13 protein-coding genes and 2 tRNA genes are annotated in these 22,443 nt (G+C 69.4%); 5 read left to right on the forward strand and 10 right to left on the reverse strand.

Translation table 11 applies throughout. The features are described 5' to 3' along the window. The first annotated feature begins 64 nt into the window (after positions 1-64). On the forward strand, positions 65-1,042 hold the full coding sequence (locus tag QTI68_RS28095; RefSeq protein WP_286526413.1) for a GMP reductase: 978 nt from the start codon (positions 65-67) through the stop codon (positions 1,040-1,042). Positions 1,043-1,054: 12 nt separating this feature from the next. Here the strand turns inward: QTI68_RS28095 and QTI68_RS28100 are convergent, their stop codons facing one another. Further along, the gene (locus tag QTI68_RS28100; RefSeq protein ID WP_286526414.1) at positions 1,055-1,921 is read right to left on the reverse strand and encodes an alpha/beta hydrolase; all 867 of its coding nucleotides are present in this window, start codon (positions 1,919-1,921) and stop codon (positions 1,055-1,057) included. 97 nt (positions 1,922-2,018) lie between these two features. Here QTI68_RS28100 and QTI68_RS28105 point away from each other — a divergent pair. After that, positions 2,019-2,094 (forward strand) — tRNA-Ala (locus QTI68_RS28105). A 31-nt stretch (positions 2,095-2,125) separates the two neighbouring features. Here QTI68_RS28105 and QTI68_RS28110 read toward each other — a convergent pair. The 8 genes from QTI68_RS28110 to QTI68_RS28150 form a co-directional block, all read right to left on the reverse strand. After that, the gene (locus QTI68_RS28110; RefSeq protein WP_286526415.1) at positions 2,126-3,604 is read right to left on the reverse strand and encodes an efflux transporter outer membrane subunit; all 1,479 of its coding nucleotides are present in this window, start codon (positions 3,602-3,604) and stop codon (positions 2,126-2,128) included. Further along, complete coding sequence (locus QTI68_RS28115; RefSeq protein WP_286526416.1) at positions 3,591-6,782, reverse strand: efflux RND transporter permease subunit; 3,192 nt, start codon at positions 6,780-6,782, stop codon at positions 3,591-3,593. Before QTI68_RS28115 ends, QTI68_RS28110 begins: the two co-directional genes overlap by 14 nt. Beyond that, positions 6,779-8,335 (reverse strand): efflux RND transporter periplasmic adaptor subunit, encoded by a 1,557-nt coding sequence (locus QTI68_RS28125; RefSeq protein ID WP_353506447.1) that lies wholly within the window; start codon positions 8,333-8,335, stop codon positions 6,779-6,781. The genes QTI68_RS28115 and QTI68_RS28125 overlap by 4 nt, the downstream gene beginning before the upstream one ends. A gap of 34 nt (positions 8,336-8,369) precedes the next feature. Continuing rightward, positions 8,370-8,843: a YidH family protein gene (locus QTI68_RS28130; protein ID WP_286526417.1), complete on the reverse strand. Its 474-nt coding sequence runs from the start codon at positions 8,841-8,843 to the stop codon at positions 8,370-8,372. Positions 8,844-8,859: 16 nt separating this feature from the next. Continuing rightward, a complete protein-coding gene (locus QTI68_RS28135; protein ID WP_503011746.1) occupies positions 8,860-9,885 on the reverse strand; it encodes an HAD family hydrolase in 1,026 nt (341 codons plus the stop codon). Between the two features lie 8 nt (positions 9,886-9,893). Beyond that, positions 9,894-11,369, reverse strand: coding sequence for a DUF1254 domain-containing protein (locus tag QTI68_RS28140; RefSeq protein ID WP_286526418.1), 1,476 nt, complete (start codon positions 11,367-11,369; stop codon positions 9,894-9,896). A gap of 30 nt (positions 11,370-11,399) precedes the next feature. Then, the gene (locus tag QTI68_RS28145) at positions 11,400-12,974 is read right to left on the reverse strand and encodes an arylsulfatase (protein ID WP_286526419.1); all 1,575 of its coding nucleotides are present in this window, start codon (positions 12,972-12,974) and stop codon (positions 11,400-11,402) included. Between the two features lie 165 nt (positions 12,975-13,139). Further along, the gene (locus tag QTI68_RS28150; protein ID WP_286526420.1) at positions 13,140-13,850 is read right to left on the reverse strand and encodes an SDR family NAD(P)-dependent oxidoreductase; all 711 of its coding nucleotides are present in this window, start codon (positions 13,848-13,850) and stop codon (positions 13,140-13,142) included. A gap of 97 nt (positions 13,851-13,947) precedes the next feature. Between QTI68_RS28150 and bktB the strand changes: the two genes are divergently transcribed. The 3 genes from bktB to QTI68_RS28165 all read left to right on the forward strand — a co-directional run bounded on the left by bktB (position 13,948) and on the right by QTI68_RS28165 (position 20,599). Further along, complete coding sequence (gene bktB / locus QTI68_RS28155; protein WP_286526421.1) at positions 13,948-15,129, forward strand: beta-ketothiolase BktB; 1,182 nt, start codon at positions 13,948-13,950, stop codon at positions 15,127-15,129. A 62-nt stretch (positions 15,130-15,191) separates the two neighbouring features. Next, positions 15,192-15,267, forward strand: a tRNA-Lys gene (locus QTI68_RS28160). A 232-nt stretch (positions 15,268-15,499) separates the two neighbouring features. Beyond that, positions 15,500-20,599, forward strand: a complete 5,100-nt coding sequence (locus tag QTI68_RS28165) for a non-ribosomal peptide synthetase (RefSeq protein ID WP_286526423.1) — start codon at positions 15,500-15,502, stop codon at positions 20,597-20,599. Here QTI68_RS28165 and ilvB read toward each other — a convergent pair. Next, entirely contained in the window at positions 20,580-22,385 is a 1,806-nt protein-coding gene (ilvB, locus tag QTI68_RS28170; protein WP_286526424.1) for a biosynthetic-type acetolactate synthase large subunit, read from the reverse strand. The genes QTI68_RS28165 and ilvB overlap by 20 nt on opposite strands. Positions 22,386-22,443 lie beyond the last annotated feature (58 nt).

A 22,443-nucleotide genomic window follows, 5' to 3' on the forward strand; every position in this document is an offset into this window, starting at 1 on the left:
AGCGCAGACAGCTCGAAGACCGGCCGGACCAAGCGCTCATTCACCTTACACAAAGGAGCTTGGTATGCAGATTTTCGACTACGACAACATCCTCTTGCTGCCCCGCAAATGCGTGGTGGAAAGCCGCTCGGAGTGCGACGCCAGCGTCACGCTGGGCGGGCGCAGCTTCCGAATCCCGACGGTGCCGGCCAACATGAAGACGGTGGTCGACGAGACCATCTGCACCTGGCTGGCCAAGAACGGCTACTTCTACGTGATGCACCGCTTCGACCTGGACAACCTCCAGTTCGTCAAGGACATGCACGCCCAGGGCGTGTTCGCCTCGATCTCGCTGGGCGTCAAGAAGCCCGACTACGACACGGTCGACCAGATGGTCGCCGCCGGCCTGGCGCCCGAATACATCACGATCGACATCGCGCACGGCCATGCCGACAGCGTGAAGAACATGATCGGCTACCTCAAGAAGAAGCTGCCCAAGAGCTTCGTGATCGCCGGCAACGTCGGCACGCCCGAGGCCGTGATCGACCTCGAGAACTGGGGCGCGGATGCGACCAAGGTCGGCATCGGCCCGGGCAAGGTCTGCATCACCAAGCTCAAGACCGGCTTCGGCACCGGCGGCTGGCAGCTGTCGGCGCTCAAGTGGTGCGCCCGCGTGGCGACCAAGCCGATCATTGCCGACGGCGGCATCCGCGACCATGGCGACATCGCCAAGAGCATCCGCTTCGGCGCGTCGATGGTGATGATCGGCTCGCTGTTCGCGGGCCATGAAGAGTCGCCCGGCAAGACGGTCGAGGTCGACGGCGCCCTCTTCAAGGAGTACTACGGCTCGGCCAGCGACTTCAACAAGGGCGAATACAAGCACGTCGAGGGCAAGCGCATCCTGGAGCCGATCAAGGGCAAGCTGGCCGACACGCTGGTCGAGATGGAGCAGGACATCCAGAGCTCGATCAGCTATGCCGGCGGGCGCAAGCTGATGGACATCCGCCGGGTCAACTACGTCACGCTGGGCGGCGACAACGCCGGCGAGCACCTGCTGATGTAGGCCGGCCCGAGCTCAGGCCTCCAGCAGCTGCGCCGCCAGCTGGTGCAGCCGGTGCGCCGGCTCGGCCAGCGCATCCAGGACGCTGAAATGGTTGCGCCCGGGCATCAGTTCGCACACCGGCACGGTCCGCGGACCCCAGGCATCGCGGATCAGCGCGTTCTGGCGCTGGAATTCTTCGCTCTCGTCGCCGCCGGCGACCGCCCAGAGCCGGCCCCGCGCCGGCGCCGGCCACAGCGCCGGACTCAGGCGCCGCGCCTGGGCGTCGTCCAGCCCCAGTGTGTCGGCGATGAACGGCGCATGCTGCAGCGGCCGCAGGTCGTGCAAGCCCGAGATCGACAGCGCGTTGCGCACCAGTTGCGGCGGCAGGTCGGGCGCCACCGCCTGCCAGTCGCACCCCAGCAGCATCGCCGCCAGGTGCCCGCCGGCGGAGTGGCCCGAGACCGTGATGCGCGACGGATCGCCGCCATGCGCCGCGACGTGGCGCCAGGTCCAGGCGAGCGCCTGCACCATCTGCAAGGCAATGTCATCGATGCCGACCGGCTGCCCGGGCGTGCCCGGACACAGCGCGTAGTTGGGCACCACGACGCAGACGCCGCGGTCGTTGAACGGGCGGGCGACGAATGAATGCTCGCTCTTGTCGAGCGCGCGCCAATAGCCGCCGTGAATGAACACCAGCACCGGCGCATCGGGCACCGGCGCCGGAAAGACGTCGAGCGTCTCGCCCACGCCGTCGCCGTAGCGCAAGTCGACATGGCAGGGCTGCGCGGCGCGGGTCGCGGCGGATTCCGCCGCCCAGCGCTCGAAGTACGCCGGATGGTCGGGCACCAGGGCGCGGTTGTTGTACATGCGGTCCAGCCAGGCGGGATCGTACGAGGCCATCGGTTCTGCTCCAGGGTGTGCGAGGCGCGCATCTTGGCACGGCCGCCACGCCGCCGTGCAAACCGGGGCCGGTTCTGGTTAGAATTCTGTTTGCGTTGGGGGGGTAGCTCAGCTGGGAGAGCGCCGCGTTCGCAATGCGGAGGTCGTGAGTTCGATCCTCATCCTCTCCACCAACACTTCTTTTCGGACTCGCCCTGCCGGCCCTCAAGGCATCAGCGGCGGCCGTTCCCCCAGCCGCACCGCCGGCTGCGGCGCATCCTGGTTCGCCAGGTCCACCCACCCTCCGCCCAGCGCCTTGTAGAGCGACGCCGCCCTCAGCAGCACGTCGCCCTGCGCCTGCGCCAGCTGCACCTGGGCATTGAACAGGCTGCGCTCGGCGTCGATCACCTCCAGGTAGCTGGTGTAGCCGCCTTCGAAGCGCTTGCTCGCGAGCCGCGCGTAGTTGATCAGCGCCGAGACCTGGATCTGCTGCGCGGCGAGGGATTCGCGCGAGTTGCCGATGCCGGCGAGCGCGTCCGCGGTCTCGCCGAAGGCCGCCTGCACGGTCTTGCGGTACTGGGCGAGCGCCGCGCGCTGCCCGGCCTCGGCGCTCTCCACCTGGCCCGCGATGGCGCCGGCGGTGAAGATCGGCAGGCTGACGTCGGCCCCATAGCTCCAGATCCGCGCCGAGCCGCCCCACAGGTCGGACAGCGAGCGGCTCGCCTGGCCGAAGGCGCCGGTCAGGGAAATGGTCGGGAAGTATGCCGCCTTGGCGGCGCCGATGCGCGCATTGGCGGCAACCAGCGTCTGCTCGGCCTGCAGGATGTCGGGACGCCGGTCGAGCAGCTCGGACGGCAGCCCCCCGGGCACGGCGGGCGCCGCCAGCGCATCGATGCTGCGCCCGCGAGCGATCGGCCCCGGATCGCGTCCGATCAGCACCGAGAGCGCGTTTTCCTGCTCGATGATGGCCTGCACCAGCACCGGCACGGCGCGCAGGGCGGTGGCGTATTCGGAGCGGGCCTGGCTCACCTCGACCGCCGACACCACGCCGCCCTTGAAGCGGCGCTCGAACAGCCTGAGCGAATCGGTGCGCAGCTTCAAGGTGCTGCGCGCGACCTCGAGTTCGCGGTCCTGCTCGCGCAGCCGCACATAGCCGGTGGTGACCGCCGCCACCACCGACAGCACGGTGCCGCGCCGGGAGGCCTCGCTCGCCTGCAGGTCGGCGGTCGCCGCCTCGGTCAGCCGCCGTATGCGCCCGAACAGGTCGATTTCCCAGCTCGCGAGCAGCGTGACCTGGCCCGCGTTGTAGGGGTTGATCGACGGCGCCGGGCTGATCGTCTGCTCGCTCGCCCGGGTCCGGCTGCCGGCCGCATCGGCACCGATCTGCGGGAACAACGGCGCCCGCGTGGTGCCGAGCACGCCGTAGAACTGCTCGACCCGCGCCGCCGCCACCACCAGGTCCTGGTTGTTGCGCAGGCCTTCGACGATCAGCGCGTCGAGCGTGGGGTCGCCGAACTGGCGCCACCAGGCCGAATCGGCCAGCGCGAGCTCGGCCGCGGTCGGCGGGCTGGCGCCGCGGAATTCGGCCGGGATGTCCAGCGCCGGGCGCTTGTAGTCCGGTCCCAGCATGCAGCCGGCCAGCAGCGCCGCCAGCCCGAGAGCGGCGCCGGCGCGGCCGATGGGGAACCTGTCAGTGCGGGGCATCGGTGGCTCCCCCCGCTTCGGGCAGCGCGGGCCTGGCCGGATCGGCGGGCTGCTTCCTGGCCGCCGCGCGATCACCGAGCGTCTCGAAGCCCCAGAAGAACATCGGGATGAAGAAGATGGCGATCAGGGTCGCGCCGAGCATCCCGCCGATCACGCCGGTCCCCAGCGACTGCCGGCTGGCGGCCGAGGCGCCGCTGGCGATGGCCAGCGGAATGCAGCCGAGGATGAAGGCCAGCGAGGTCATGATGATCGGCCGCAGCCGCAGCTTGGCGGCGCCGACCGCGGCGTGGTACGCCGACAAGCCCTCCTTGTGGCGCAGTTCGACCGCGAACTCGAAGATCAGGATCGCGTTCTTGGCCGCCAGCGCGATCAGCACCGTGAGCCCGATCTGGAAATAGACGTCGTTCTGGATGCCGCGCATCCAGATCGCGGCGATGGCGCCGAACAGCGCGAAGGGCACGGCCAGCATCACGCCGAGCGGCAGCGTCCACTTCTCGTACTGCGCGGCCAGGATCAGGAACACCATCACGAGCGCGAAGGCGAACACCATGCCGGCGGTGGACCCGGCCTTGCGCTCCTCGTAGGACTGCCCGGACCAGGCGAACGAAAAGCCCTGCGGCAGCACCTCCCTGGCGAGCGCCTCCATGGCGTCCAGCGCCTGGCCCGAGCTGTAGCCCTCGGCGGCATCGCCGGTGATCTTGGCGGCCGTGAAGTTGTTGAAGCGCGTGACGATGTCGGCGCCGGTGACGTAGCGGGTGTTGGCCACGGCCTTGAGCGGCACCATCTTGCCTTCGTGGTTGCGCACGAACATGTTCTGCAGGTCGTCCGGCTTGGTGCGGTAGTCGGGCTCGGCCTGCAGGATGACCTGGAACAGCCGGCTGTTCTTCGGAAACTGGCTCACGTAGAGCGAGCCGAACAGCGTCTGCAGCGTCGAGTAGACCTCGTCCACCGACACCCCCAGGCTCTCGGTCCTGTCGCGGTCGACGTCGACCAGCAGCTGCCGCGAGCGGGTGTTGATGGTCGAGTTGACGCCGCGCAGCTCGGGCCGCTGGCGCGCCTTGGCGATGATCTCTCGCGTCACCTCCTCGACCCGCTGCAGGCTGGCGTCGCCTTCGCTCTGGACCCAGAACTCGAAGCCGCCGGTCGTGCCCAGCCCCGGGATCGAAGGCGGATTGACCGGCACCATCACGCCTTCCTTGAAGGTCGAGAATTCGGCCGTGGCGTCGCGGATCAGCGCGTCGGCGCGGTCGCCCGGCGCCTGCCGCTCGGCGAAGCCCTTGAGCGACACGAAGAGCACGCCCGCGTTGGACTTGAGCTGCGAGTCGATCAGGCTGAAGCCGGGCACCGACGCCACCGACTTCACCGCCGGCTGCTTGCTGAACCACTGCTGGGCACGGTCGGTGGCCGCCTCGGTGCGATCGAGGCTGGCGGCGTCGGGCATGATTGCCGCGGTGAAAATGTAGCCCTGGTCCTCGACCGGCAGGAAAGTCGACGGCACCCGCTTGAAGAGCCCGAGCGTGATGGCGACCATGCCGGCGATCAGCAGCAGCGAGAAGCCGACGCGCCGGATTGCCAGCCGGGTGGTCGAGGTGTAGCCCTCGGTGAGGCGCTCGAAGCGCCGGTTGAACCAGCCGAAGAAGCCCTTCTTCTCGTGCTCGCCCGGCTTCGGCGGCTTCAGCAGGATGGCCGCCAGCGCCGGCGAGAGCGTCAGCGCCACCAGGCCCGAGAACACCACCGACACCGCGATCGTGATCGCGAACTGCTTGTAGAGCTGGCCCGTGATGCCCGACAGGAAGGCCACCGGGATGAACACCGCGCACAGCACCAGCACGATGGCCACCACCGGGCCGCTGACCTCGTCCATCGCCTTCTTCGCGGCGTCTTTCGGGCCGAGTCCGAACTCGGCCATGTTGCGCTCGACGTTCTCGACCACCACGATGGCGTCGTCGACCACGATGCCGATCGCCAGCACCATGCCGAACAGGGTGAGCATGTTGATCGAGAAGCCCATCGCGGTCATGCCGATGAAGGCCCCGAGGATCGACACCGGCACCGCCAGGATCGGCACCAGCGTGGCGCGGAAGCTCTGCAGGAACAGGAAGACGACCAGCACGACCAGCACCACCGCCTCGACGAAGGTGTGGACCACTTCGCTGATCGACTCGCGCACGAAGTCGGTGGTGTCCAGCGCGATGTCGTAGTCCAGGCCTTCGGGAAAGGTGGGCCTCATCTCGGCCAGCAGCTTCTTCACGTCGGTCGCGACCTGCAGCGCGTTGGCACCCGGCTGCTGGTAGATCGCGATCAGGGTGGCGGTCTTGCCGTTGTACTTGGAGCGGATCGAATAGTCCTTGGCGCCCAGCTCGGCGCGGCCGATGTCCTTGACCCGGACGATGGCGCCGGTGCCCTGCTGGGCCCGCAGGATGATGTTGTCGAACTGCGAGGGCTCGGTCATGCGGCCCGAGGTCGTGACCGGAATGGTCTGCTGCACCGGCGTCGCGGTCGGCGAGGCGCCGAGCCGGCCGGCGGCGTACTGCTGGTTCTGGGCCGCCACCGCCCGCTGCACGTCGGAGGCCGTCAGGCCCAGGCCCGCCATGCGGTCGGGCTTGAGCCACAGGCGCATCGCGTAGTCGGGCGAGCCGAAGATCGAGCTCTGGTTGGCCCCCGGCACCCGCTTGATCGCGTCCAGCACGTTGATGTTGGCGTAGTTCGCGATGTAGGTCGAATCGAGGCTGTCGTCGGGCGAATAGATCGCCACGATCATCATGAAGGCCTGCGACTTCTTGGCCACCGAGACGCCCTGGCTGCTGACCGCCGAAGGCAGTGTGGGCAGCGCCAGGTTGACCCGGTTCTGGACATCGACCTGGGCCAGCGACGGGTCGGTGCCGATCTCGAAATAGATCGACAAGGTCATGTTGCCGGTCGAGCTCGAGGTCGAGTTCATGTACATCATGCGGTCGGCGCCGTTGACCTGCTGCTCGATCGGCGCCGCCACGTTCTGCGACACCACCTCCGAACTGGCGCCCGGGTAGGTGGCGCTGACCGAGATCTGCGGCGGCGTGATGTCGGGGAATTGCGCGATCGGCAGGTTCAGCATCGCCACCGCGCCGGCCAGCACGATGATGATCGAGATGACCGACGCGAAGATCGGGCGGTCGATGAAGAAATGCGCAAACTTCATCGTGCCTCCGCCAGCACGACGTCGACCCGGCGTGCCAGCGCAGGCGAATCGGCACCCACCAGGTTCGGGGGTTCGTGCAGCACGATGCGCCCGGGCGCCACGCCGGCGGCGACCAGCGCGTCGCGCACGGCCTGCGCCCGATCCCGGGCCAGCGTCTTGTTGGCGGCCGCGTCGCCGCTGGCATCGACATAGCCCTGGACCTCGGCGCGCATTGCGGGGCGGGACTTCAGCGTCGCGGCCACGCCCAGCAGCCGCGCGCGGCCGGTGGCGTCGAGCACGGCGCGACCGCGCTCGAAGTAGACGGCGTCCTTCTCGGAGGCAGCGGGCGCGGCGGCGGACGGCATGGCCGGCGCGGACACGGCGCCCATGGCGGGCAGTCCGGCCGACACCGAAGGCAGCGACGCCGACGCGGCCAGCGTCGCCTTCTCCACGGGCAGCGGTTCCGCCGGCACTTCCTTGGCGCTCACGACCACCCCGGGCGCCAGCCGCATGAAGCCGTCGACCACCACGCGCTCGCCGTTCTTGAGCCCGCCGGTCACGAGCCACTGGTCGCCGAGCCAGTCGCCGGCCTCGACCGGCCGCTGGATCACCTTGCCCTCGCCGTCGACGGTCCAGACGAACTGGCCGCGCGGGCCCTGCTGCACCGCGCGCTGTGGCACCACGATCGAATTCGGCCGCGTGAAGCCGGACACCTTGACGCGGACGAACTGGCCGGGGCGCAGCTGGCCCCTGGGATTGGGCAGCTCGGCGCGCAGCAGGAAGGTGCCGGTCTCCTGGCTGAAGGCCGCGTCGGCGAAGGTGACGCGGCCCCGGGCCGGGAAGGTCGATCCGTCGGCCAACACCAACTCGACGCCATAGTCATCGTTCGGCGCCTTCACGAGCCGGCCCTTGGCGATCTCCTCCTGGACACGCAGCGATTCGTTCTCCGACAGGCTGAAGTTGACCCGCATCGGATCGAGCTTCGCGACGTAGGTGAGCAGGCTGTTGGCGGCGCTGACATAGGCGCCGTCCTGGACCTTGGCGAAGGACGAGATGCCGGCCACCGGCGAGGTGATGGTCACGTAGCCCAGGTTCAGTTGCGCGTCGGTGACCTTGGCCGCCGCGGCTTCGACCGCCGCCGCGGCGGCCTGCTCCTGGCCGGTGGCGTCGTCGAGGTCCTTGACGGCCAGCGCATCGTCCGCGACCAGCGGCTTCACGCGGGCGAGGTTGGCGCGTGCCGTGCTCAAGCGCGCCTGCTGCTGGGCCAGCTCGGCCCGGGCGGCCTTCAGGCTGGCCTCGAAGGGCTTGGCGTCCATCAGGAACATGACCTCGCCAGTCTTGACGAAGGCGCCTTCGGTGTAGACCCGCCGCTCGAGGAAGCCGTTGACGCGGGCCCGGATCTCGACCTGCTGCGAGCTTTCGGTCTGTCCCACGAACTCGTAGACCACCGGCACGGTCTGAGTCTTGACGACCTGCACCGAGACCTCGGCGGGCGGCGGCTTCGGCTTGTCGGCCTCCTTGCCGGAACAGGCGGCCAGCAGGGCCGCGGCCAGCAGCACGGCGGGCCCGACCATGGACCCAGACATCGTTCGGCGCATCGGGACCCCCTCAGGACCCGAAGGGACCCATGTCGAACACCATGCTCGAGATGGCGAGGAAGCCGAGCAGCAACAGCAGCAGCGCCACCGCCAGCGTCAGCGACGGCGGGAACTGGCTCTCGGCATGGATCAGCCCCTGGCTCTTCAGCATCTTGCGTTCGGCGCGCAGCCCGGCCATGAAGGTGCAGTGGTAGACGATGCCGGAGACCAGCATCGCGATCCCGATCAGGACCAGCGCCTCGCCGAAGCGGCGCGCCGCCATGCTGCTCTTGACCACCTGCATGTCGTGCAGCTTCTGGAACACCTGGAAGATCGTGAAGCCGAAGCCGATCAGCGACAACGATGTCCGGATCACCGACATCAGGGTGCGCTCCGCGCTCATGCGCGTGCGCTGGAACGACATCCCGGTCCGGCGCGAGGACAGCTCGACCGAGACCCGATCGAAGTCCGCCCCCGGGTCGACCCATCCCTTGTCATCTGCCATGCGAGCACCTCCTTGGCTACTTGTCCGACGCAAACACCCTGTTCCAGTCGCGCTTCATGTCGACCACGGTCCAGCCCCGCGTGCCGGCCTCGTCCAGTGCCTTGTCGAGCCTGCCGACGCTGGACGTCCGGTCGTAGGCGTACTCGCGCTCGGCGTCGGTGTGATGCACCAGGCCCATGAAGCGAGGCCCGGCGCCGGCCGCGGTCCATTCGAGCATCTGCTGGTCGCCGTCGGAATTGCCGAAGGCGAAGATCGGGCGCCGGCCGATAAAGCGCTGGATGCCGACCGGCTTGCCCGCATGGTCGTCGACCAGGTCGATCTTCGCAAGCTTGAGCAGCACCGGCTTGCCGTCGGCGCCGGTCTTGAAGGCCAGCTGCCCGGTCGAGCCGACCACCTGCTCGGGCGGAATGCCGTAGACCTTCTCGGCGAAGACGCGCATGAACTCGACGCCGCCGCCCGAGACGATGAAGGTCTTGAAGCCGTTCTCGCGCAGGTAGGCGAGCAGCTCCAGCATCGGCTGGTAGACCAGCGCCTCGTAGGGCTGCTTGAAGCGCGGATGGCGGGCCTTTGCGAGCCAGTCGGCCACCTCGCGCGAGAACTCCTCCGTCGTCATCCCCGCATGGGTGGCGGCGAGCACCTGCATCAGGCCCTTCTCGCCCGAGGCCGCGAAGGCCTTCATGTCGCCCCTGAGGATGGCGTCGAAAGGCGGCGTGGTCTTCCATTCGGGATGCTTCGGCGCCAGCGCCTTGACCCGGTCCAGCGCGAAGGCGAACTGCACGTAGATCGGCTGCTCCAGCCACAGGGTGCCGTCGTTGTCGAAGACCGCAATGCGTTCGGCCGGCGCGACGAAGCTCGCCGAGCCCGGGGTCGTGACATCGGCCACGAAACGCAGGATCGCCTGCTTGGCGGCACCGTCGTTCCAGGAAGGCAGACCCTGCGCCTGCGCCTGCGCCTGCGCCAGAGTGGCCGCGGCCAACAGCCAGGCCAGGAGCAGGAGGCGGCGCGCCCCGCGCGTGACCGAAGTTCTGGACATCATCATCATGGATTCCTTCATGCGCAGCGGACCACGGCCGGCGGCGTCCAGCGGCCGTCGAGCACCGCGGACTCCGGCCAGTAGGCGCGGATCGAAAGCGAGAACTCGCTCGCATCGCCAGCCGGTGCCGGCAGCCAGTTGCTCTCGTGCTCGGCACCGGGCGACTGCGGCTGGACGTGGATGGTCAACGAGCCGTCGGCGGCGAACCGCATCCCGCTCTTGCTGCCCACCGCGTAGCGTCCCAGCGCGTTGACCTCGAAAAGATGACGGCCGTTGTAGAGGCTCATCGACCAGAAACCCTTCACCGGCGGCACGGCCCCCTGCGCGAAGGTCACCGTGTAGCGTCCGCTGCCGCACAGGCGCGCACCGTCGCGGTCGAAGTCCTGGTGGAAGCACTGCGCCTCGTTGGGCTTGTTGACGAAGATGTTCGATTTCGCGACCGCGGTGCGGGTGAAGTAGTCGGTGCCGAAGCAGGCGCCGTTGGCGATCGTCGACCAGTGATGCGGCAGCCGACGGCCATGGCTGCGGAACTCGAACAGGGGCTCGACCAGCTCGCGGTCGGCCGCCGCCACCGCCTGCTCGAAGACCTGCCTGAGGCGGGCGTCCCTGGCGGCGGCGGCCGCCACCGCCAGCACCTGTGCATAGCGCGCCGACTCACCCGGCAGCGGCCTGGCATCGGCCAGCGCGGCGGGCAGGTCGGCCAGGAAGGTCTCGGGCGCCACCCAGCGGGTTTCCGCGTCCCCTCCGCCGGCCGCGGCCGGCACCACCGGCACCTGTCGCCAATCGGTCGTCTTCATGCGGCCATCGAACTGCGCCACCGGGTACAGGCCGAGTTGGTTGATGAGCCGCTGCACCGTCTTCAGGTCCGGGACGCTGTCGTCGCGGAACACGCGCGGAATCACCACCCCGGTACGGGTCTGCGAGACGAACACCCGGCGGATGCCCGGCGGCACCGTGCCGACCCAGTTCGGTCCCACCAGCAGATAGAAGCCGGGTGGCGAGCCGTACATGCGGCCCAGTTCGGCAATGCTGTCGGTGCGCGAATCCAGCACCTGGACGACCCAGAAGCGATCGCCGAAGTCCGGCACCTGCAGCACCACCGGCGACTGGTCCAGGGCGACGATGCCGCTGCCGCACACCAGGTCATGGTTCGGGCAGGCCACCGCCCGCCCGGCGGGATCGACGTAGTCGGTCAGCATCGTGAGGCTGTTGGCCGGTCCGGCCGGCAGCACCCCGCCCAGCAGCATCGGATGCGGCAGGCGGCCGAGGGCGACGCGCCGGTTGTAGACGTTGACGATCGGCCAGGCCCAGAAGTAGGCGTCGCGCGCCACCAGGCGCACGTAGTCGTCGCTGAGCCGGGCCTCTGGATCGGGCCCCGGAACGGCCGGCGCCATGGCCAGCGCCTGCAGCGGAAAGCACTCGGCGCGGCCGCGCGGCAGGCCCGGGCCGGCCCTGCGGCCGGTCCACCCACGCGGGCGGGCCGGGCGGCTCATGATGATGTTCCCGAACCGGCGGCCGCCGCTTCAGTTGGCGCCGCCCGCGGAGGCTTCGGCCATCTTCGACAGCGCGTCGTCGATGGTGAAGGTATTGGGCTTCTGCACCGGTGGGAAGTCCTTGAAGGTGGCGGCGAACTGGTCGGCGATCGCGTAGGCGCCATACAGGATGTAGGCGTGATACAGGAACCACTCGTAGTAGCTGTTCGACGTCGTGTCCGCCCGCTCGAAGGGATCGGTCCGCAGGTTGAAGAGCTTCGGCAGGCGCAGCCGGACGAAGGGTTCCGCCCACACCGCCATGGTGCCGGGCAGCCGCTGCTCCATGAAGACCACCTTCCAGTTGTCGTAGCGCAGGCCGAGGATGTCGCCGTCGTCGCTGATGTAGACGAAGAGCTTGCGCGGGCTCTCCTTCTCCTTGCCCGTGATGTGGCCGAGCAGGCTGAAGCCGTCGATGTGGTTCTTGTACGTTCGGCCGATCGCCTGCACCCCCTTCTTGCATTTCTCGACGATGTCGGGCTCGCCCGCCATCTCGAGGAAGGTCGGCAGCCAGTCGTGATGCTGGACGATGCCGTTGGAGATGCTGCCGGCGGGCACATGGCCGGGCCAGCGCACCACCATCGGGATGCGGAAGGCGCCTTCCCAGTTGGTGTTCTTCTCGCTGCGGAAAGGCGTCATCGCGCCGTCGGGCCAACTGTTCATGTGCGGGCCGTTGTCGGTCGAATACATGACGAAGGTGTCTTCGGCGATGCCGAGCTCGTCGAGGTAGTCCAGCAGCTGGCCGACGTTCTTGTCGTGGTCGATCATCGTGTCGTGGTAGGGCGACTGCCAGCGCCCGGCCTGCCCCAGGCTCTCGGGCTTGGTGTGCGTGAACATGTGCATGTGCGTGAAGTTGAGCCAGACGAAGAAGGGCTTGCCGTCCGCGTGCTGCTTGCCGATGAATCCCTTCGCCGCCTCGGCGAATTCGTCATCGCAGGTCTCCATGCGCTTCTTGGTCAGCGGGCCGGTGTCCTCGATCTTCTGCTTGCCGACGCGGCCCCAGCGCGGCTGCTCGGTCGCGTCGTCCTTGTCGGTGGCGTAGGAGTGGATCACGCCGCGCGGGCCGTTCTTCTTCCTGAAGTTGGGGAAGTCCTTCTCCGGGTAGTAGTCGTACATCTCCGGCTCTTCCTCGGCGTTCAGGTGGTAGAGGTTGCCGAAAAATTCGTCGAAGCCGTGGTTGGTCGGCAGCATCTCGTTGCGGTCGCCCAGGTGGTTCTTGCCGAACTGGCCGGTGGCATAGCCCCGGGTCTTGAGCAGCGCCGCGATGGTGACGATCTTGTCGCTCATGCCGATCGGCGCGGCCGGAATGCCAACCTTCGAGAGCCCGGTGCGGTAGACGCTCTGGCCGGTGATGAAGGACGAGCGGCCGGCGGTGCAGGACTGCTCGCCGTAGGAGTCGGTGAACTTCATCCCTTCCCTGGCGATGCGGTCGATGTTGGGCGTCTGGTAGCCCATCAGGCCATGCGTGTAGCAGCTGAGGTTGGCGATGCCGATGTCGTCGCCCCAGATCACGAGGATATTGGGCTGCTTCGTCCCGGACGGGCTGGCGGCGGGTTTCTTGGATGCCATGTCGACTCCTGGTTGTGAGGGGTGCGCTGGCGCGTGCGGGCAACCCGCCGCGCCGCAGCGTGCCCACAGCATGCGCAAGCCGGGGACAAAACGCACTTGTCCCAAGGTGAAGCGGCGATTGCCCCTTGGTGCAACCCGACCGGGCGCGCCCTGGCGCCAGGCCGCTCAGGCGTCCAGCGCCAGGTGCTGGCCGTGCAGCGCCGCGGCGGCCGGCGAGGCCAGGAAGGCCACGGTCTGCGCCGCCACCGCGGTCGACACCCACTGGCCCGGGTCGGCGTCGGGCATCGCCTGCCGGTTGGCAGGCGTGTCGAGCACGCTGGGCGCGATGCTGTTGACGCCGATGCCGTGCGGCGCCAGTTCCGCCGCGGCGGCCTCGACCAGGCGCTGCAGCGCGCTCTTGGAGGCAATGTAGGCGGCCATGGCGGCGGCGCCGCGGGCGGCGGTCTTGGCGCTCACGGCAATCACCCGGCCGGCCCTGCGCTCGATCATCGCGGGCACCAGCGCCTGCGTCACCGCCACGAAAGACCAGGCGTTGAGGTTCATCATGCGGTCCCAGGCCGCGCGGCCGAGCGCATGCACCGGCTCGCCCATCTCGAAGCCGCCGGCGATGTGGACCAGGGCATCGACCTGCCCGCCGAAGGAGGCCAGGATGCGCTGCCCTGCCCCGGCCATGGCCTCGGTCGAGGTCACGTCGGCTTCGAGCAGCAGGTGCTGCGAGTTGTCCAGCCCCGGAAAGGTGCTGGCCAGGTGCTCCAGCCGATGGTCGACCAGGGCCACGCGCGCGCCCTGCCCGAGAAACTGCTGCACCACCGCGCGCCCCAGCGCGCCGGCGGCGCCCGTGACCACCACATGTCGGGGAAAGCTGGAATCGGTCATCGCACGCTCCTGGTTGGGGAACGCATCGTAACGCCGGCGCCACCGCGGCGGCAGCCGGGCTGGCATCATCGGCGCTTCGTTTGCCAAGGAGAAATTCATGAAGGAAGTGGTTGTCGTCAGCGGCGTTCGCACCGCCATCGGGACCTTCGGCGGAAGCCTCAAGGACGTGCCGCCCACCAAGCTCGCCGCCCTGGTCACCAAGGAGGCGCTGGCCCGCGCCAAGGTCGACGGCAAGGACGTCGAGAACGTGGTCTTCGGACACGTCATCAACACCGAGCCGCGCGACATGTACATGGCCCGGGTCGCCGCGATCGAAGGCGGCTGCGCCCAGGAAACCCCCGCGCTGACAGTCAACCGGCTGTGCGGCTCGGGCCTGCAGGCGATCGTCAGCGCGGCGCAGAGCATCCAGCTCGGCGATGCCAAGGTGGCCGTCGGCGGCGGCGCCGAGAGCATGAGCCGGGCGCCCTTCGCGTCCCTCACGGCGCGCTGGGGTGCCCGCATGGGCGACAGCAAGATGGTCGACATGATGCTCGGCGCGCTGCACGACCCGTTCCAGACCATCCACATGGGCATCACGGCCGAGAACATCGCCAAGAAGTGGGGCATCAGCCGCGAGACCCAGGACCAGACCGCGCTCGCCAGCCACCAGCGCGCGCAGAAGGCGATCGAAGCCGGCTACTTCAAGTCGCAGATCGTCCCGGTGGCGCTGGAGAGCCGCAAGGGCACCACCCTCTTCGACACCGACGAGCACGTGCGCAACGACGCCAAGATCGAAGACATGGCCAAGCTCAAGCCGGCCTTCCTGAAGGAAAACGGCACGGTGACCGCGGGCAACGCCTCGGGTGTCAACGACGCCGCGGCGGCGGTGGTGCTGATGGAAAAGGAAGAGGCCGCGCGGCGCGGCCTGAAGCCGATGGCGCGCATCGTGGCCTACGCCTTCGCCGGCGTCGACCCGGCCTACATGGGCATCGGTCCGGTGCCGGCCTCGCGCAAGGCGCTTGAAAAAGCCGGCCTCAAGGCCTCGGACATGGACGTGGTCGAGGCCAACGAGGCCTTCGCGGCGCAGGCCTGCGCCGTGACCCAGGACCTGGGCCTGGACCCGGCCAAGGTGAACCCCAACGGCTCGGGCATCTCGCTCGGCCATCCGGTCGGCGCCACCGGCGCGCTGATCACGGTGAAGGCGCTGTACGAGCTCGAGCGCATCCAGGGCCGGTACGCGCTGGTGACGATGTGCATCGGCGGAGGCCAGGGGATTGCCTGCATTTTTGAGCGGACCTGAAGAAGCGGCCAAACTTATGGCTATAATCGTGGGATTGCCTGAGTAGCAGTAATGCTTTTCAGGGGCTCTTAGCTCAGTTGGTAGAGCAGCGGACTCTTAATCCGTAGGTCGAGTGTTCGAGTCACTCAGGGCCCACCAGCAAACCCATCACTGGTAATGAAACGGCGCTATCTAACCGATAGCGCCGTTTTCTTTTGTGCGCCATGCATCGAGAGGCCTGAAGGGCCGTGAAGAAAATCACGCAATAGTGTCCTGAGTGTCGCGCCGAACCATCAAATGTCAGTGACAGTTCAGGCCGGGCACGGCAGAGTCTCTTGATGCTGTCAACATCCAGGAATCGCCATCCACCGGAACGCATCGAGGGCGCGCGATGGTTCTGCATCGCCGCTGCGTTCCCCTGGGTGGCGTCGACCTGTCCGGTGAATCTGCCTTGATCGAGCACAGCATCGCGACCCTCCACGCCCAGTTGGCGCTTCATGCGCTCGCGCAGCCTTTGGCCCCGGCCCTGCTGTCCCCCGGGCGGCGGCCGATCGGCCATGCCGAACTGTTCGAGATCGTCCGCAGCCTGCGGTCCTGGCTGGCGGGCCACGGGCTCTCGCCGGCCTCGCGCATCGCCGTGGTCATGCCGAGCGGGATCGAGTCGGCCGTGGCCACCCTGGCGATCGGCGCCCAAGCCACCTGCATCCCGCTCCACCCGGGGCTGCCCGAGCCCGAATTGCTGGCCCTGCTCGCCGATGCGCGCGCCGACGCCGTGGTCGGGTTGCCCGGCGATGCCGTGCCGGCTCGACTCGCACGGACCCTGAACCTGGTCCCCCTGGACTTCGACCTTCCGCACTGGCTCGCGCGCGCATCGGAAGGCGCGGCGGACGTCAACGTCCCCTGGCCCGATCCGTCGCACACCGCCTTCGTGCTGTTCACCTCGGGCACCGTCGGCAAGGCCAAGCGGGTGCCGCTCGGGCAGCGCCAGGTCGTGAGTTCGGCTCGCAGCATCGCACGCCATCTGGCCCTCGCGACAGCGGACCGCGCACTGTGCGTGATGCCGATCCATCACAGCCATGGCCTGGTCGGCGGGCTGCTCGCGCCGCTCGCGGCCGGGTCGTCCGTGGTCTGCGCGCCGGCCTTCGACGCCCCGGCCTTCATGGGCTGGGTGGCCGAGTTCGAGCCCACCTGGTACACCGCCGCGCCCACCGTCCACCATGCCATCGCGGACCAGGCCTCTCGCGAAGGCATGGCCGCGCCCGCCCATGCCTTGCGCCTGATCCGCTCGGCCTCCTCGCCCATGCCCGTGGCGCTGCTGGAGCGCATGGAGGATCTCTGGGGGGTGCCGGTCATCGAGTCCTACGGCATGACCGAATCGGCCACCCAGCTGGCGAGCAATCCCTTGCCGCCGGCGCCGCGCAAGCCGGGCTCCGTGGGGCGGCCGGTCGGCGCCGAGCTGCGCGTGGTCGACGGACACGGCCACAGCCTGCCCGTCGGGCAGGTCGGCGCCGTCGTGGCGCGCGGTCCGGCCCTTTTCGAGGGCTACGAGGACAACCCCGAGGCGAATGCGGAAGCCTTTCGCGACGGCTGGTTCCTGACCGGCGACCTGGGCCGCTTCGACGCCGACGGCGACCTGTTCCTCACCGGACGCAGCAAGGAAATGATCAATCGCGGCGGCGAGAAGATCTCGCCCTTCGACGTCGAGCAGGCCCTGCTGCGCCTGCCCGGCGTCGCCCAGGCGGCGGCCTACCCCGCGCCGCACCCGACACTCGGCGAGGACGTGCACGCCATCGTGGTTCCCGCGGCCGGCCGCACCGTCGAGGGACAGGCGCTGCGGGCCGCGCTGTTCGGGCAGGTGGCCGACTTCAAGATCCCGGCGCGAATCCGCGTGCTCGAGACGATTCCGGTCGGCCCGGGCGGCAAGGTCAGGCGCCGCGACCTGCACGGCCAGGCCGTCCGAGTCGATGCCGAACAGACGGACCGGCAGCCCCCCCGATCAACCTCCGAATCCATCCTGATGGACATCTGGCAGGCGGTGCTAGGACGATCCGGTTTCGGCATTCGCAGCAATTTCTTCGAGCTCGGCGGCCACTCGCTGTCGGCGACGCAGATCGCTTCGCGCATCGGCGCGACCCTGAAGGTCGAACTGCCGGTGCGCAGCGTGCTGGAACATCCGACCATCGAGACCCTGGCCCGGGCGATCGATGCGCATCGACCGGCGCTGTCCGGTGGCGCCGCCGCGGGGCATGCCCCGATCGTGCCGGTCTCGCGCGACCGGCCGCTGCCGGTGTCGTTCTCGCAGCGCAACATGTGGATGTTCCACGACATGGACCCGCACGGTGCCGCGTACCACGTCCGCAAGGCGCTTCGCCTGCGCGGGCCTCTCCAGGCGGCGCCGCTGCGCCAGGCGCTCGATGGGCTGGTCGCCCGCCACGAGGCGTTTCGCACCACCTTCGCGATGGGGGACGCCGAACCGATGGCCACCATCGGACCGGTGCAGCCGGCGAACCTGGTCGGGCTGGACCTGCGCGCCATCCCCGGTCCGGAACGGGACACCGAACTGGAGCGGCAGGCCGCGCGCCTGGCGGCCGAGCCCTTCGACCTCGCGCACGGACCGCTGCACCGCTTCATCTTGGTCGAACTCGGCGCCCAGGACCATGCGCTGGTCCTGGTGCTGCACCACATGATCGGCGACGACTGGTCATGGGGCGTGCTGTTGCGCGACCTCGAGGCGATGTACAACGCTGCCTGCGCCGGAGCGCCCGCGCCCGCGCCGCGCGATGCGATCGATTTCGCCGACTACGCCATCTGGCAGCGCGGCCAGGCCGACGGCGAGGCGCTGGCCGGCGACACCCGCTACTGGCTGCAGCAGCTCGCCGGCATGACCCCCTTGAACCTGGTGGCCGACTCCGCCGTGACTCGCCGGCGCACCAGCCGCGGGGAACAGGTTCGACGGCTGATTCCCGATGACTGGATGCACGAAGTCCATCGCTTCGGCGGTCGCCTGGGCCTGACGCCTTTCATGACCTTGCTGGCGGCGTTCCAGGTGCTGCTCGCGCGCCAGTGCGCGCAGCAGGACATCGTGGTGGGAACGCCGATCGCGGGTCGCACGCGGGTCGAGGCCGAGGCGCTGGTGGGCTCGCTGGTCAACACCCTGATGCTGCGCAGCGACGTGCAGCCCGCGATGAACTTCCGGGAGCTGGCCTGCCAGGTGCGCGAGACCTGCCTGTCGGCCTTCACCCACCAGCATGCGCCCTTCGACCAAGTGATCGACAGCCTGCGGCGCAACAACAACGGCGCCCGGGTGCCCGAGGTGCGCGCGATGTTCAACGTGCTGAACACGCCGCGGCAGATTCCCCGGCTCGAAGGCCTGGACGCGAGCTTCATGCCGCTGAGCCTGGGGGCGACCCAGTTCGACCTGGCCCTCACCATCGAGACCGAGGACGAGCGTTCGCTGGCCTTGTCCTACTCCACCGAGCTCTTCGCGCCGGCGACAGCGAAGGCCCTGCTGGACAGCTACCTCCATCTGCTGGACCGGCTCATGCAGGATCCGGAACGGCCGCTGCACGAGCTGGCGGCCGCCGACCCGCTGGAGCTGGCCAGGCTGGCGACGTGGAACCAGACCGCCAGCGCCTACCCCCGCGCGATGACGGTGCACGGCCTGCTCGCGGGGCAACACGCCTCGGCCGGCACGGCGATCCTCCAGATTCCGGGCGATGCGCTGGGCTACCCGGAACTGTGGTCGCGCGTGCACCGCCTGGCGCACGCGCTCCGCCACAGGGGCGTGCAGCGCGGCTGCCGCGTCGGCCTGTGCCTGGAGCGTGGCCCGTCCATGGTGGTTGCGCAGCTCGCGATCCTGTCCGCGGGCGCCGCCTACGTGCCGCTGGACCCGGCCTATCCTCGCCTGCGCCTGCTCGACATGGCCCTGGACGCCGGCCTGAGCCTGCTCATGAGCCCGCCGGACATGGCCGAATGGTGGCGCGAGCACGGACTGCCGACGCTGGTGTCGGACGCCGAAGAAGCCGCGCTGATGGCGCAGCCCGACACGCCCCTGCCGCCCGACGCCGAGCGCGACGCCGGTGCCGGGGACGCGGCGTATGTGATCTACACCTCCGGCTCCACCGGCAAGCCCAAGGGGGTCGTGGTGCCGCATCGGGCGGTGGTCAACTTCCTGCTGTCGATGCAGCGCGAACCCGGGCTCACGGCGCAGGACGCCGTGCTGGCCGTCACCACGCTGAGTTTCGACATCGCGGTGCTGGAGCTGCTGCTGCCGCTTTCGATCGGCGCCACGGTCGTGCTGGCGACCCGCGAGCAGGCCACCGACGGGATCGCACTCGGACAGTTGATCGAGCGCTCACGGGCTTCGGTGATGCAGGCCACCCCGGCCAGCTGGCGCATGCTGATCGATGCCGGCTGGCGCGGCTCGCCGACCTTCAAGGCCCTGGTCGGCGGCGAGAGCCTGAACCCGAGCCTGGCCCGCGAACTCCTGCAGCGAAGCGGCGAGCTCTGGAACATGTATGGCCCCACCGAGACCACGGTGTGGTCCACCTGCTGGAAGGTGCAGCCGGACGCGCAGGCCATCTCGATCGGCCGGCCGATCGCCAACACCCGCATCCACGTGCTCGATGCGCAGCACAGGCCATGTCCGCCCGGCGTTTCCGGCGAGATCTTCATCGGCGGCGACGGCGTCACCCTGGGCTATTGGAACCGGCCCGAACTCAGCGCCGAGCGTTTCATCGCCGATCCCTTCGATCCGGACCCGCAAGCCCGCCTGTACCGCACCGGCGACCGCGGGCGATGGCGGCACGACGGCCTGATCGAGCACCAGGGCCGGCTCGACTTCCAGGTCAAGGTGCGCGGCCATCGCATCGAGCCGGGCGAGATCGAGGCCCGCCTGCTGGCCCATCCTTCGATCGCCCAGTGCCTCGTGACGGCGCGCGAAGACCGGCCGGGCGACATCCGCCTGGTGGCCTACGTGGTACTGCGCGAAGGGGCGCTCGACGCGCGCGCGCTCAAGGAGCACCTGAGGCCCTGGCTGCCCGGCTACATGCTGCCGCAGCACTACGTGGCGCTGGCGGCGCTCCCCTTGCTGCCCAACGGCAAGATCGACCGGCAGGCGCTCCCGGCGCCGAAGGCGGAGGATCGTTCGGCCGCCCGGCGCGGCGACGAGCCCGCCACCCCCGCCGAAATCGCCCTTGCGGGCGTGTGGGGCGGCGTGCTGGGCCTGGCGCCTTTCGAGATCTCACGCTCCGACAACTTCTTCGACCTCGGCGGCGACTCCCTCCAGGCCGCCCGCGTCGCCATCGACTTCCTGCGCCTCGGCGGCATCCGCCTGGAGCCGAGAAGCCTGCTCTTCGAATCGCTGGCGCAACTCGCGGCCGGCGCCGTGATTCCCGCGCCGGCCCCGACGCCGGCCGGCCATGCGCAGCCCCAGCCGCACCGCGCGCGGCGGCGGCTCTTCAAGCACCTGTTCAGGGGCTGGCTGCGGTGACCGGGTCCTCGTACCAGCGGTCCTTCGCGAGCATCACCCGATGGTGCCCGCAACCGGCCGGCATCATCGGAAAGCAGTTCTCCTCGGCCGCCACCTGAACGTCGAGGAAAAACGGACCCGCGCTCGCGAGGCATTCGGCCAGTGCGGCCTCCAGCTCGGCGGGCGCCGTGACGCGCCGCGCGCCCCAGCCGAAGGCCTTCGCCAGCGCCACGAAATCGGGCAGCGCCTCGTTCCAGCTGTGGCTCAACCGGTTGCCGTGGTTGAGTTCCTGCCACTGCCGCACCATGCCCATGTAGCCGTTGTTCGACAGCATCAGCTTGACCGGCGCGCGGTGCTGCATAGCGGTCGACAGCTCCTGGATATTCATCAGCACCGACGCATCGCCGCTCACGCACACCACCAGCGCCTCCGGATGCGCGATCTGCGCCCCGATGGCCGCCGGCAGGCCGTAGCCCATGGTGCCGGCGCCGCCCGAGGTGAGCCAGCGGCCGGGCCGCTCGAAGCGCAGGTACTGCGCGGCCCACATCTGGTGCTGGCCGACGTCGGTCGAGACGATCGCGTCGCGGCCGGCCAGCCGGCCCTGCAGCGACGCCATCAGCTGCTGCGGCAGGATCGCGTCGGCGCGCGGCGCGAAGTCGAAGCAGCGCTCGGCCCGCCAGCGCGCGATGCGCTGCCACCAGGGCGCGAGCCGCCCGGGTGCCGGGCCGTCGAGCGCCGGCTGGGCCAGCAAGGCATCGAGCACCGCGCCGCAGTCGCCCGGCAGGGGCACATCGACCTTGACCACCTTGTCGATGCTGCCCGGATCGATGTCGATGTGGATCTTCCGCGCCAGGGGACAGAACTCGTCGAGCTTGCCGGTCACGCGGTCGTCGAAGCGCGCGCCCACGCAGACCACGAGGTCGGCCTCGTGCATCGCGAGGTTGGCCTCCAGCGCGCCATGCATGCCCAGCATGCCGAGGAAGCGTGGATCGGAACCCGGGAAGGCGCCCAGGCCCATCAGCGTCAGCGTGCAGGGCGCGTCGAGGCGGTGCACCAGGCGCGTGAAGGCGGCGCAGGCCAGCGGGCCCGAGTTCACGAGCCCGCCGCCGCCGTACAGCACGGGCCGGCGCGCGGTGGAGATCAGGTCGGCCGCGCGCTGCAGGGCATCGGGCGGCGGCAGGACTGCCGCACGCGCCTTGCGCGCGGCGGGCGCGGCCGGCTGCGTTGGCGCGGGCCGCTGCAGCAAGGCCAGCTGCACGTCCTTCGGCACATCGACCAGCACCGGCCCCGGCCGGCCCGAGGCCGCGATCTCCAGTGCCCGGCGGATCACCGACGGAATGTCGTCCGCGCAGCGCGGCTGGTGGTTCCACTTGGTCACCGGCCGCGACATGACGAGCGCATCGCTCTCCTGGAAGGCCTGGGTGCCAATCACCGAACTGGCGACCTGGCCGCTGATGCACAGCAGCGGCACCGAATCGCTCATGGCGTCGAGCAGGCCCGTGATGGTGTTGCCGACGCCCGGCCCGGACGTGACCAGCACCACGCCGACGCGGCCGGTGCTGCGGGCATAGCCCTCGGCGGCATGGACCGCGGCCTGTTCGTGCCGCACCAGCACGTGGCGCAGGCGCGGCTCGCCGTGCAGGGCGTCGTACAGCGGCAGCGCGGCACCGCCGGGGTAGCCGAAGAGCGTGTCGACGCCACAGGCGATCAGCGTGTCGAGCAGCGCGACGGCGCCATTGCGCAGGCGCGCTGCTTCGAAAGGCGCCGGCGCGGCGGGCGAAGGGGAAAGGGCCAGGGAGGATTGCATTCCATGATTCTTCCGGCTCTGGCGCAGAATAGGCTTCATTTTTCCGCCTCATTTGCGC

The organism is Variovorax sp. J31P207, from assembly GCF_030316965.1.
GTDB classification, from domain to species: domain Bacteria; phylum Pseudomonadota; class Gammaproteobacteria; order Burkholderiales; family Burkholderiaceae_C; genus Variovorax; species Variovorax ginsengisoli_B.

What these genes read in the sequence shown, in the direction of transcription:
- bktB (WP_286526421.1), top strand. Translation starts at nt 13,948, where the DNA reads ATGAAGGAAGTGGTTGTCGTCAGCGGCGTTCGCACCGCCATCGGGACC.
- QTI68_RS28150 (WP_286526420.1), bottom strand. Translation starts at nt 13,850, where the DNA reads ATGACCGATTCCAGCTTTCCCCGACATGTGGTGGTCACGGGCGCCGCC.
- QTI68_RS28110 (WP_286526415.1), bottom strand. Translation starts at nt 3,604, where the DNA reads ATGCCCCGCACTGACAGGTTCCCCATCGGCCGCGCCGGCGCCGCTCTC.
- QTI68_RS28130 (WP_286526417.1), bottom strand. Translation starts at nt 8,843, where the DNA reads ATGGCAGATGACAAGGGATGGGTCGACCCGGGGGCGGACTTCGATCGG.
- QTI68_RS28095 (WP_286526413.1), top strand. Translation starts at nt 65, where the DNA reads ATGCAGATTTTCGACTACGACAACATCCTCTTGCTGCCCCGCAAATGC.
- QTI68_RS28165 (WP_286526423.1), top strand. Translation starts at nt 15,500, where the DNA reads ATGGTTCTGCATCGCCGCTGCGTTCCCCTGGGTGGCGTCGACCTGTCC.
- QTI68_RS28140 (WP_286526418.1), bottom strand. Translation starts at nt 11,369, where the DNA reads ATGAGCCGCCCGGCCCGCCCGCGTGGGTGGACCGGCCGCAGGGCCGGC.
- QTI68_RS28115 (WP_286526416.1), bottom strand. Translation starts at nt 6,782, where the DNA reads ATGAAGTTTGCGCATTTCTTCATCGACCGCCCGATCTTCGCGTCGGTC.
- QTI68_RS28135 (WP_503011746.1), bottom strand. Translation starts at nt 9,885, where the DNA reads ATGATGATGATGTCCAGAACTTCGGTCACGCGCGGGGCGCGCCGCCTC.
- QTI68_RS28100 (WP_286526414.1), bottom strand. Translation starts at nt 1,921, where the DNA reads ATGGCCTCGTACGATCCCGCCTGGCTGGACCGCATGTACAACAACCGC.
- QTI68_RS28145 (WP_286526419.1), bottom strand. Translation starts at nt 12,974, where the DNA reads ATGGCATCCAAGAAACCCGCCGCCAGCCCGTCCGGGACGAAGCAGCCC.
- QTI68_RS28125 (WP_353506447.1), bottom strand. Translation starts at nt 8,335, where the DNA reads ATGGTCGGGCCCGCCGTGCTGCTGGCCGCGGCCCTGCTGGCCGCCTGT.
- ilvB (WP_286526424.1), bottom strand. Translation starts at nt 22,385, where the DNA reads ATGCAATCCTCCCTGGCCCTTTCCCCTTCGCCCGCCGCGCCGGCGCCT.